Source organism: Vibrio sp. CUB2, assembly GCF_001557945.1.
In the GTDB taxonomy this organism is placed as follows: Bacteria; Pseudomonadota; Gammaproteobacteria; order Enterobacterales; family Vibrionaceae; genus Vibrio; species Vibrio owensii.
The window spans coordinates 192,596-204,503 of the sequence record NZ_LNRB01000007.1 but is presented as its reverse complement, the minus strand read 5'-3'; the positions used below and the strand labels follow the sequence as shown (position 1 = coordinate 204,503).

The following is an 11,908-nucleotide window of genomic DNA, read 5'->3' as shown; positions in this document are numbered from 1 at the left end:
GTGATCTGTGTCACATTTTAAATTTACGGTACAAAATCTTATTTTTACCACTAAAAGAAGAAGGGGGAGCGATAATTGACTGAACTGTAGATATAAAAAATTTTTGCTACCTATTAAGGATAATCCCTAAGTGAAACGGCACGCTTGGCAGAATCGGTCTCACCGATATTGTTCATTTTTGAGACGGTGATCCGGTGTCTACGATAAAAGGGCTAAGCAATTAGCACTATCAACAAGGGACAAGGGATTAAATTATGTTGACTAAAGTTTATGTATCTATCGTGACTCGCCTACATGAGCTAAAAGGCGATGAAAGAGGCGTTACCGCTATTGAATATGGTTTGATTGCTATCGCGATGGCAGTGCTTTTGATTGCTGCGTTCGATGGTACTGGTGGTGATATCGTGCAACGTTTGGAACAAGCATTTAATGATATCGCATCAGAAATCAACGCATTCAGAAACCAGCTCTAGTTTAATTTTTGTTCCTTGATTTTTGAGGAATCAATTTAGATTAAATTAGATCTTTATGTCTGTGTCAGGACTCGCCTTAATTGCTTTATTTGGATCAAGCGTTGTCGTTTCTATTTCCGATATCCGAAAGCGGATAATAAGAAACTGGCATGTGCTTATCATCGCGTTTTTGTCTGCAATTCTAGGGTGGGAATATCTGACACAGGCAAACTTTCTCTACCTCATCGCCCTATGGGTCATACTTTTTTTAGTTTATTTCTCACGAGCGATAGGTGGCGGAGACGTAAAGTTAATCGCTGCTTTTTCACTTGCTTTGCCTCCATCTGACTATCTATTTGCTGTCGTACTTACAGTAGCATTTGGCGGGCTCTTATCCATTTTTTACCTAGTGAAAGACAGGCTCATTTTACGAATCGATAAAGAGAAGGAGAGGGGGGTACCCTACGGTTTAGCTATCTGCGTAGGATTTTGCTTCACCGCTTTCTCGAATATAGCTTAAGGGGGCAAGCTATGAGATATCGATTAGCCATGATCGTAGCTATATTTGCGTTGTTGGTTGGTGGGTTTGGTATTTATAACAACGCATTAAATCAGAATAAATCAGGGCAATCAGTTGTATCGCAACAAAAGGAATCTTCTCCGACACGAGAGGATGTTGTGTACGTTACAACATGGCGAGCGAATGGAGATCTTGCTCGCGGAGAGCCTATCTCGGTTGAAAGTGTCAAACGAGAACAACTTCCCATCAATATCGCTTTGGATGAAGGAATTAGTACCGACATTCAACTCGATTTCTCTCCATCTACCTTACTTAATACCAATATTGAGAAAGGGCAGTTAGTGCTGCCAGAGCATCAAACTTCAGAAAATGATCCTGGTTACATTGACCTCCTCATCACAGAAGGGATGGAGCCTTATCCAATGTTGGTCAGTAGCGCCAATTTAGTGAAAGGTTATATCCGACCAGGAACGGTCGTGGATGTGTTGGCAATCAGTTCTCCCAATGAAAACCTCTCTTCAGAGAGGACGGGGAGCATTGAGTTCAATGGCTTAAAAGCGAACCTGCTTTTGCAAAACGTTAAGGTACTAAGTGTTAGTGATTTAGTAACAGAAGAAGATGCTAAGTTACAAGCTCGTTCTTCTGCCGATGACGAACAGCATGTTCTAGTTGTTGTTGAGGTTGATCCTGCCGATATTGCGAGAATCTCCATTGCACAAAAAACCATGCATTTGGAAGTCTATCGTAGCCATAAATATGACAAGCCCATTTACGCTGAAGTTAGAAATGTTATCGACAATTATACGGGTGTATCTGAGCTAAGAGGTTCTTCTCGACAATCAAAACAGGGAGAAGAGCTGTGAAACATTATTTGTTTATTCAACGTTACTTAGGGACTTTATGGGGCGTACTGCTTCTAATAGTTGCAGGCTATTCATTTGCTGGAGACCGCTATATTACGGTCAATGATGGCCAACATATCGAAGTCAAAGAGCCTATTACCACTGTGTTTGTAAGCGATCCTGAGGTTGTCGATTACAACGTAATAAATGAAAACACGGTTGTGGTTTTTGCTAAAGGTGTGGGTCAAGCACGGTTCATCATCTATGGCGAATCGAAAAAAGTTTTACTTTCCGATCGCGTTATTGTCGATATCGATCTCTCTCTCGTTCGAAGACAACTCAAGCTTTTCTATCCTGAATTAAATATCAAAGTTGAATCTGTTGGTGAGCAAGTCGCGGTGAGCGGTGTGGTTGATTCAGAGGAACAGAGAGACGAGATTTACCGTTTGGTTGCGACGCTGTTAGGGCGTGACAAAATCGAAAAGTGGGATGAGCCACAAGTGCTCACTTTCACTAACGAAGCATATGATATTGACGAACCACAAAGCATGATCTTCCACCGCAATATGACGTGGGAAGGAATTATCGAAATGCTGGAGGTGGCGACTGTTCAGCAAGTCAACGTGAAAATCTCTGTCGCTCAAGTGACAGAAACCTTTGCTCAAACTGTGGGTGTTGATTGGTCCAGTGTTGGTGCTGACGTTGGTGAGTTTTTGTTCCAACAATTTGATGCGGCAGATCTGACAACCTTAATCACCGCTTTGGGCAATGAAAATGTAGCCCAAGTCCTTGCCGAGCCAAACCTTACCGTTATTTCTGGTGAGTCAGCCAGCTTCTTGGTTGGTGGTGAAGTCCCTGTGATTGTTACCACCAACAATAATGTCAACATTACCTTTCGAGAGTTTGGTATCAAACTCGATCTAACCGCCAAAGTACTGCATGAAGAGAAAATACGCATGCAACTCATGCCTGAAGTGAGTGAGGTTGAACGGTATATCCGAGCGGCTGGTATTGAAGTACCTCAATTTGCAACAAGACGAGCATTGACCACGATCGAGTTGGGTGATGGGGATAGCTTTGTGCTTGGTGGTTTGATGAGTAGTTCTGATCTTGAGGAACTACAAAAAATTCCGTTGCTTGGCGATATACCAGTGCTTGGTGCCGCTTTCCGAAAATCATCAACTGACCGACGCAGAACGGAACTTATTATCGTCGCAACCGTGAATTTGGTGAAACCAATGAAGCGAAAAGACATTCAACTACCTTACATGAATAAGACTTCTACTCTACGCCGTTGGCTGAAAATTTCGGAAGGAGAGGATGCCAATAGTGGGAATGATCCAACCATTAAGTTGCTATCACAAGGAGGGTTTATTCAATGAGTAAGCTATTAGTGATGCTCTTTTTGAGCGCGTTATTGATGGGATGTGCGGAACGTTTTCTTAATGGTAAAGGGGCTGAAATGCTTGTCTACCCAGAAACGCACGTCTATGAATTTACAGTTAAAACAAGTCAGCAGAGCGAAGAGAAACTTAACCAACTGTTTGATGCGGTAGAAGAGATTGATTCTGGAGCCTCTTACACCATTGAATACCGCAACGCTAAGTCGAAAAAGGTGCTTGATAAAGTATTAGCAACAAGGCCGACATTACCATTAAGCGCAGAGCATTTCTCACTCAACAAAAGCTCTGCGATTGGCAGTGATATTAAAATGACCATTACTTATCACGACTTAGTCACTCAGACATGTCTTCCTTCTCAAATCGAGCAAGAAAACATGAGTCGTAACTGTTTCTCAGAAGTCGCGAGAAGTAAGCAAATCGCTCACAAAGAAAGAATCGTGGAGGGTTTGTAAATGTTTGACTTAGGAAAATCGCTCAAAGCGAACAAACCAAACCTTATTGATACTACCGATGGCCCAACGGGATGTGCATTGCTTTATCAATCGGAAGACTGCGCCTCTTTGGTCAGGGAAATGTTCCAGTTTGAAGGCTGGAATGAGCCAAAATGTATCAAGCAGTCTGCTGTATCATCGACTTTTTATTCCGAGCAAAGCGGCAATATTGTGATTTTAGAGCTCAACCAGTCAACCGATATCGTTGCTGATGCACAAGAATTTGCCAGTCACTTACCAACGCACAAAGGCATCATTGTCATTGGACAAGAAGATTCCATCTCCACCTTAAGAAAGCTCAAGGATATGGGTTTTTACTATCTCTTCTGGCCAATTAACAAACACGAGTTTGCTGACTTTGTGATGAATGTGCATCGTAATTTGCAAACCTACTCTGGTGTGAGCAAGCAGCGTAAAGCCAAGAGAGTCGCGGTGGTTGGCAGTAAAGGTGGGATTGGTACTTCACTGATCTCTACCGAGCTGAGCTCAAAACTTTCATCACAAGAGATCGATACGATCTTGGTCGATCATCAATACAACGATAGCAACATTGATGTCTTACTCGCATTGGAGGAGTTTCGTTCCAGAGCGATTGATGAATACTCCGTACCCATCCATGAGCTAGATACAGATGGCGCGATCAGCTATCTCACCAAGATCAGAAAAAACCTTCGTCTACTTGCTCTTAGAGGAGATCGAAGTCAAGAGGACATCCTCAGTTATAACCTCACGCTCTGCGAGTTGCTGAGCCGCAATACGAACTTCATCGTCGAAGACTTTTCAGGCAGCGTTGATTTCAAAGTTGACCCTCATATGTTGATTGAAAACTTTGATGTAGTCGTGGTGGTGTTTGAGCCATCAGTGTCCTCTGTACGAAATGCGAAAGCGTTTATCACACAACTAGAGAACAAGCAGATCTCCATGAGTAAGCGTGTTCGCATGATTACGCTGGCGAATCATCACCGACCAGAGAGTACCTTTGTTATTGATCAGGGAGACTTACAGAAATACTTGGGCTCGGAGGTGAATCTAAACATGCCTTATTGCCGCTCCCTATCGCACTTGATTATCGAAGGAAAACGAGCTCACAAGCATGACAAAAGTGTAAACACCACGATTGAAAAATTGACTCGCTTGATAAACGGACAGACTACCAATCGTTCGACTAGTTGGTTTGCAAGGATGGGGGCAGGATGAGTTCTAATAAAGATTTATACATCACATTCCGAACCCAGATCTTCGAAGCTTTGGATGTTGAGGCTATCCAAAGTTTGAGTCGTCAGGATCTAGAGGGGCAGATTCGTAATGCTGTTGATGTGTTAGCTAGCAATTTTGAGCGTCCTATTACCTCTATGATGAAATCGAGCTTAGTAAAAAGCATGCTCGATGAGTTGTTTGGATTAGGGCCGATTCAGTCATTGGTCGATGACCAAGCAATTACAGATATTATGGTGAACGGTGCCAATAATGTATTTTTTGAGAAGCACGGTAAGCTCGAAAAATCTGAAATCACGTTTGTCGATGAGGCTCAAGTTCTCAGCATTGCTAAGCAAATCGCAGCAAGAATTGGACGTCGTGTTGATGAGTTGTCACCAACGGTTGATGCCCGTTTGCAAGATGGTAGTCGTGTAAACATCGTTATCCCTCCTATCGCGTTAGATGGCACTTCAATTTCTATTCGTAAATTCCGTGAACAAAACATTGGCCTAGAAGAGCTGGTGGAGTTCGGTTCGATGTCTATGGATATTGGTCGAGTCCTTTCCATCGCCTCTCGCTGCCGAATGAATATCCTGATCTCTGGTGGTACGGGCTCAGGTAAAACCACCTTGCTCAATGCGCTCTCTCAATACATCAGTGATGATGAACGTATTGTGACCATTGAGGATGCTGCTGAGCTTCGTTTACAACAACCGAATATTGTCCGTCTCGAAACCCGTGCAGAAAGTGTGGAGCATACGGGCTTAGTTACCCAACGTGACTTAGTTATAAACGCCCTTCGTATGCGCCCAGATCGAATCATACTCGGTGAGTGTCGTGGCGCCGAAGCGTTTGAGATGCTTCAGGCAATGAATACGGGTCACGAAGGGTCGATGTCGACACTTCACGCTAACTCACCCCGCGATGCTATTTCACGTGTCGAATCTATGGTGATGATGGCGAACTTAAATCAGCCGCTAGATGCGATTCGACGAGCGATTGTGAGTGCAATAGAGCTTGTTGTGCAAGTGAGTCGACTTCGTGATGGCTCAAGAAAAATAACCAGTATCTCGGAAATCGTTGGTCTTGAGGGCGATAGTGTGGTGATGGAAGAGATTTTCCGTTTTCAATATGACGAAGTGGGGTACGGGGAGAGTGTTCGAGGCAAGTTCGTTACTGAAGGGATCATGCAGCGCTCGGAGTTGGTTAAAAAAGCACACTTCTATGGCCTCTACGATGAGTTGATGCTGTCGTTTAAGGGAGTGATGGAATAATGTTGTGGTTCTCTTTGCTTCTTTTCGGTGTTGCGTTGTTACTCTTTGTTAGTGATAAGAAGAGTAAGATCAATCAATTCTTCCCTGAAGCGGAAGTAGAAGACGAGGCTGTAAGTGCTATTCGCTTTAGTTCTTTGATTGAGCAAAAAAGATGGCAGAGATTCAAGCATACGCTTTCTCCAACACTTCAAGTTCTTGGGCCTAGAGCAAACATCATTATTGCTATTTTTATTGGCTTATCTGCCTATCTCTCTTATTACGTCGTTTTTAAATTCCTATTCTTAGGCTCCTTCACGCTGGCCGCAATCATGTTTGTTTTGCTGCTATTTTGGGGCTATTTGATGCTGAAAAATCGTCGTAGAAAGAACTTCGAGCGAACTTTCCCTGATGCGTTGAACATTTTGATGAGTGCGGTTACTGCGGGTGAAAGTCTCATGCAGGCATTCAGCTTTGTTGGTGACAATATGGATGGAGAAGTTGGACGTGAGTTCAGGGAGATGGGTGAACGTTTGAAGCTTGGTGAAAATGCAGAGCAGGTTCTACTTCGTTCTTGTAAAGCTTTCCCATACCCAGAGTACATCTTTTTTACAGTGACCATTCGAGCCAACTTAAATCGTGGTGGCCAATTAAAAGGCGTGTTAGCAAGACTCATTCGAATTCTTGTGGATGCAAGGACAATGGAAACGAAGAAAATGGCGATGACCGCGGAAGCGCGGATTTCAGCCAAAGTCGTTGCCGCAATCCCGCTTACTTTTGCGGTGATATTGAGCCAAGTGTCACCAGCCAATATCGACTACATCCTGCATGATCCTGAAGGTAACCTCATTCTTTACTACGTAGTCGGCAGTGAAGTGCTTGGTTTGTTGATCATTTGGCTATTGGTGAAGGGGGTGAAGTGATGACCTTTATGACCAGTATCGGCCTCATTTTTGTAGCACTCGTATTTCTCGTAGGGGAAATGTATCGCGACCACAAGAAAAACAAACGTCTTGACCGTTTTCTGATCGACAAAGAAGAGCGAAAAGTAAAAACCAAGTTCAATTCTTTCTTAGTTAAGTTTGGTAAAGAGCACCGCAAAGACTTAGAGCAAAAATTACAAAATGCGGGCTATTACAACAAGGATTTTGCTAAGTATTACTTCCCAATGAAGATCGCCATTATCGCCGTTGCTTTCTTCCTTATCATGTTAATGGATACGACTCAGGGCAATAAAGTCGCATATTTTGTGCTTGCTGTTGTGGGCGCGATTATTGTGCCTGATGCGGTGTTGGCTCTTCGTAAGAAATGGGTGGTGAGAAAGATTTCACGCAACCTACCATACCTTCTCGACATGATGTCCGTATGCGTTCAAACCGGTATGACGATTGAAGCATCCTTTGCATATTTAGCAAAAGAGTTGCAAACGTTCGACGCAGATTTGTGTTACCAGATTAAAAAAACCTCTGAATCAGGGAAAGTTCATGGGATAGAAAAAGCACTTCATGACTTATCAGAGCGGCTTCCTGCGCCTGAAGTATCAAGTTTTGTCCTGACGATTATTCAGAACATTCACTATGGTACATCTGTCGCGAATATTCTCAGTGATTTAGCAGAGGATATGCGTCGTATTCAACTTCTTACTATTGAAGAGAAAATGGGGAAACTGTCCGCCAAAATGAGTGTTCCTCTCATTCTTCTCATCATGTTCCCTATCGTTATTCTTATCCTCGCACCGGGCATTATGCAGCTCGAATGGAATGTTGGAGGAAGCTAAATGAAAACAATAACTCTGGTCCTCGCGTCGTTAACTGCTGTCTTGTCTGGTTGTACTTCGAATCAAGCCAGCGAAGAAAACATGGTAGCGAATATGGAGCGTGTTGATAACCATGATGGTTTGATTGCGCACTACAAAGACAACTTAAAAGAGGCGCCTGAAAGCGAAGAGATTACACAGCAACTTGCCAAGGTGTACTTCGATAAAGGGGACTTAGAATCGGCAAAGTTTTATGCCGACCATTTGCTTGATAGCGGTGTAAGAAATTGGCAATTGCTTCAGCTCAGAGGCCAGATTCACAATAAAGATGGCGAAGATAAATTAGCGGTGAATCGTTATCAGCGCTCTATAGAGCTTGGCAACTCTAGTGCGGACATCTATGTGATGCTTGGGGTTTCGTATTGCATGCTTGACCAATTTGAACAAGCGAAAGGAGCGTTCAACAAAGCCCGTCTTAAAGGCTACAACGATGTTGTCATTAAGAACAATTTAGCAGTGGTGGATTTAGCGCAGAGCAATTATATGGAAGTCGTGACTTTGCTAGCTCCTGTTTACAGAGAAAACCCGAGCAATGAAAAAGTCAAAGCTAATCTCGCCATCGCGCTATTTAAACTTGGGGATGTTCATCAAGCCAGAGCGGTACTTGAGGGCTCGTTTACTGATGCTCAAATGATGGAAATATCAAGGACGCTCTACCAGTAAGTAGGTAATTGATATGAAGTACGGACATTCAAAATGCCAAGGGGTGACAAGTGTAGAATTTGCGTTGGGATCGCTTGTTCTTATCATCACAACGTTGATGATATTCGAAATGGGGTTCCGCATTTATGTGACCAACATGGTTGAGTATGCACTTCGTGAAACGGTTCGAAATACCACGGTTTTCGAGGGGCAAAGCTCATACGATCAGTACAACCAAACGCTCAATACTGCGATGGAGGAGCCTGATCGACTGTGGGGCTTTTTAACGCCAGCGGAGAACTTCCAGCTCTCAGGGAAATACTACTTAACATATGCCGATCTGATCTCTGATGTGAGTTTCGATGACGACCAAATGGCACAAAGTGGGATAGGGTACGCTGTTGCAGAAATTACGCTCACGTACAACTACACGCCGGTTTTAAATCTGTTTGGTTCAGACCCAACGGCAATCACACGAAGTACCATGTTGAATTTAGAGCATGAAGGGTGGGAGGAAGAGTAATGAAAACTCCAAACTTTCGTCGCCGTCAAACAGGGGCTTTTGCTATTGAATTAGCTTTTGTATTAGTCGGGCTAATCATGATTTTCTATTTCATGACCGACCTTAGCCATAAGTTACTAGTGCGTGCTGATTTGGATAGAACCAGTTTTTCACTCGCCAATATCTTAAAAGAGCGAACTCGTTATTACGATGAACGCTTTGAGTTAAATGCGAATGATGCCAGTGATATGACAACACTCGCAGCTAGATTGATGAACACAACAGCCAACAGTGTGGCGATAAAAATAGAAGCCTTACACGATCGTGCTGTTTTAAATGAGTTCACGAGTGATGAATACACTAATTTGAGTTGTAATGCGCCAAGTATCACCACCAGAAGTGATCTTGCGCCCGTCGAAAACGGCAATATTTTCTCTTTATATCAAGTCACGCTCTGTGAAGAGAATGACTCTTGGTTTGCGCAGGTTTGGGGAGACTCGAGTTCACCGACAATCACCATCACTTCCAGTTCTGTTGTGATAGGGAGGTAAGTATGAAAGGCCCTAAAACACAATATTCTAGCCCACGTAAAAACCAAGGCGTTGCAGCGATTTGGTTTGCTCTTTCTTTGATTCCTGTTGTTGGGATGACGTATTTCTCTGTCGAAGGGACGAGATATATTCAAGAAACCAGTCGACTGAGAGACTCTGCGCAAGCGGCTGCTTTGGCTGTCACAATTGATGATAAATCACACCAAGCTGACGCTTTAGCGACTCTATACGTTAACGCCTATGTTCGTGATGCGACCCATGTCGATATCACGACGGTCAGAACCTATGAAGAGCCAACAGAAGCAAACGACAATACGGAGAAAATCCAGTATTCAGTACAAGCGGTGACGACACATAACTCATGGTTTTCCAATAATTTTATTCCGTCATTTGAATCTACTGAAAACCTAGCTGGTGAAGCCATTGCTGCAAAATATCCATTCTACTTGGGCGACAAAATCATTGATTTGGTTTTGGTAACCGATTTCTCAGGATCGATGAACAACAACTGGCAAGGACAAGTCAAAATCGATTTATTGAAGGACGCGGTAGAGGAAATTGCTAACCGGATTTTGGTTCCTAGAGAGGGGGATACGGAAGTACTCAATCGAATAGCCGTCATTCCATTTAATCTTCGTGTACAAGAAAAGATTAACGATAACTTATACGCAACGAGTCAACTGCGATACAAAGATGATTATCAAAGTAGCGTGTCGCCCATCAAATATGAGCAGGTGGACTGGTCGTTTTGGTCTCCTTATTCTGAAACTTATGTTGAAAACTGCGCGGCAGATGTGACGAATTGTCCAAACCAGTTAAATTCGGAAAGCAATCACGCTAAACGTGTGTCTCACGTGGTGAATTTCAACAATAACCGCTTAGAGATTCCGGAGTACATTGGTTACACCAAGTCAGTTAATCATATGTTCGACAATAAGGTTTCTAATCCAAGTTTCAACTTCCATTTCCGTTCCAATAACAATTCTTTGTACAACGGTAGCATGACGATGACGGGGAACAACGGTTTCTTCACTATTCCTCTAACGGCTGATAAGACACAGCTTGAGAAAGTGCAAACCATGAACTCAGGTGGTAACACTGCCGCCTACCAAGGCATGCTGCGTGGCTTGCAAATCATGGAAGGTGGACGACCAAATGGCAATGATGCCGAAGAGACTCAACAGTACAACGATCGCCTCAAAATGCTGATTGTGATCAGTGATGGGATGGAGTTTCCTTATACACAAATCCTTCCGGGATTAGTCAATCAAGGTATGTGCGATAAGGCGCGTGAACACTTCCAAACTGAGAATGGCAATTTGTACATTGGCGTCATTGGCGTGAACTTCAGCGCATCTTCGCAAAGTGGCTTCCAAGATTGTGTGTTGAATCCGGATGAAGACATCATCGATGTAACAGAGACGGAAGATTTTATTAAGAAAATCGAAGAACTAATCAAGAAAGGCTCTCGTGGTAATGGTGTATCGAGACTATATGGGTGATAGATATGACCAAAGCAATACTAATAACAGGGATGCTGGTGGCAGGTTTCACGGCCGTTAGTGCGAATGCCAGTGAAGTCAGTTCAAAAGTGACCGAATACTGCGGAACGTCTTATTATGAATACTCGCACTCTATTCAGGTTGGCGAGGTGACGGGGGTGGCATCGCATCGGGATGGCTACTGGCAAGTCACCGATACCAGCAATGACCCCGCACTGAAGTGGGCGCTGATGAAGAACTCATCACTGCTCACTAACCCGAATGATTGCCTGACGTATATTTCTAATTTGGGTATAGCGCAATTCAGTGGTGAAGTCACGGATAAGGGTAAATTGATTGCACGGGTTCACTTCGCGTTCGATCGTTTTAACCTCACACCGCTCGCGAGAGATGTCTTGAGCAGTGTTGCTCGTCAGCTTGCTCAAACGAACTATCAAGTCACCGTGGAAGGGCATACTGACTGGATAGGCACCAAAGCCTATAACCAAACCTTGGGTCATAATCGAGCCAAAAGCACCGCTCGTGAGCTGCACTATTACGGGGTGAGCGAACAGAAAACCACGCTTAAATCCTTTGGTGAATCTGAGCCGATTGCCACCAACAATACTTCTTCGGGTCGTTCTAAAAACCGTAGAGCAGATGTTTACATTCCAGCGGATGAACAGGAAAAAGCATCAGCAACGGAATAGGTGTTAACTACTGACTCGATGGAATTAAAAACGCCCGCCTCCAATTGGAAG

14 protein-coding genes are annotated in these 11,908 nt (G+C 43.6%); all 14 read left to right on the top strand.

From position 1 onward, the window contains the following. Nucleotides 1-254: 254 nt before the first annotated feature. From ATB78_RS13575 to ATB78_RS13510, 14 genes are read left to right on the top strand one after another with little or no spacing between them, the layout of a single operon-like run. Nucleotides 255-473: a Flp family type IVb pilin gene (locus tag ATB78_RS13575; RefSeq protein ID WP_061008916.1), complete on the top strand. Its 219-nt coding sequence runs from the start codon at nt 255-257 to the stop codon at nt 471-473. A 55-nt stretch (nt 474-528) separates the two neighbouring features. Beyond that, complete coding sequence (locus tag ATB78_RS13570) at nt 529-972, top strand: prepilin peptidase (RefSeq protein WP_045414505.1); 444 nt, start codon at nt 529-531, stop codon at nt 970-972. 11 nt (nt 973-983) lie between these two features. Continuing rightward, on the top strand, nt 984-1,835 hold the full coding sequence (gene cpaB, locus ATB78_RS13565) for a Flp pilus assembly protein CpaB (RefSeq protein WP_081096596.1): 852 nt from the start codon (nt 984-986) through the stop codon (nt 1,833-1,835). A 14-nt stretch (nt 1,836-1,849) separates the two neighbouring features. After that, a complete protein-coding gene (locus tag ATB78_RS13560; RefSeq protein ID WP_041059051.1) occupies nt 1,850-3,196 on the top strand; it encodes a pilus assembly protein N-terminal domain-containing protein in 1,347 nt (448 codons plus the stop codon). Then, entirely contained in the window at nt 3,193-3,669 is a 477-nt protein-coding gene (locus ATB78_RS13555; RefSeq protein WP_061008914.1) for a hypothetical protein, read from the top strand. The genes ATB78_RS13560 and ATB78_RS13555 overlap by 4 nt, the downstream gene beginning before the upstream one ends. Then, nucleotides 3,670-4,905, top strand: a complete 1,236-nt coding sequence (locus ATB78_RS13550) for a chromosome partitioning protein ParA (RefSeq protein WP_061008913.1) — start codon at nt 3,670-3,672, stop codon at nt 4,903-4,905. Next, the gene (locus ATB78_RS13545; RefSeq protein ID WP_041058784.1) at nt 4,902-6,179 is read left to right on the top strand and encodes a CpaF family protein; all 1,278 of its coding nucleotides are present in this window, start codon (nt 4,902-4,904) and stop codon (nt 6,177-6,179) included. The genes ATB78_RS13550 and ATB78_RS13545 overlap by 4 nt, the downstream gene beginning before the upstream one ends. Beyond that, entirely contained in the window at nt 6,179-7,078 is a 900-nt protein-coding gene (locus ATB78_RS13540) for a type II secretion system F family protein (RefSeq protein ID WP_041058786.1), read from the top strand. Before ATB78_RS13545 ends, ATB78_RS13540 begins: the two co-directional genes overlap by 1 nt. Next, complete coding sequence (locus ATB78_RS13535; protein ID WP_041058789.1) at nt 7,078-7,932, top strand: type II secretion system F family protein; 855 nt, start codon at nt 7,078-7,080, stop codon at nt 7,930-7,932. The genes ATB78_RS13540 and ATB78_RS13535 overlap by 1 nt, the downstream gene beginning before the upstream one ends. Then, nucleotides 7,933-8,634, top strand: coding sequence for a tetratricopeptide repeat protein (locus ATB78_RS13530; protein WP_061008912.1), 702 nt, complete (start codon nt 7,933-7,935; stop codon nt 8,632-8,634). A gap of 13 nt (nt 8,635-8,647) precedes the next feature. Further along, nucleotides 8,648-9,136, top strand: a complete 489-nt coding sequence (locus ATB78_RS13525; protein WP_041058795.1) for a TadE/TadG family type IV pilus assembly protein — start codon at nt 8,648-8,650, stop codon at nt 9,134-9,136. Beyond that, nucleotides 9,136-9,666: a tight adherence pilus pseudopilin TadF gene (gene tadF, locus ATB78_RS13520; RefSeq protein ID WP_041058798.1), complete on the top strand. Its 531-nt coding sequence runs from the start codon at nt 9,136-9,138 to the stop codon at nt 9,664-9,666. The genes ATB78_RS13525 and tadF overlap by 1 nt, the downstream gene beginning before the upstream one ends. Nucleotides 9,667-9,668: 2 nt before the next feature. Then, nucleotides 9,669-11,168, top strand: a complete 1,500-nt coding sequence (locus ATB78_RS13515; RefSeq protein WP_061008911.1) for a TadE/TadG family type IV pilus assembly protein — start codon at nt 9,669-9,671, stop codon at nt 11,166-11,168. A 32-nt stretch (nt 11,169-11,200) separates the two neighbouring features. Further along, on the top strand, nt 11,201-11,857 hold the full coding sequence (locus ATB78_RS13510) for an OmpA family protein (protein WP_240537400.1): 657 nt from the start codon (nt 11,201-11,203) through the stop codon (nt 11,855-11,857). Nucleotides 11,858-11,908: the final 51 nt, after the last annotated feature.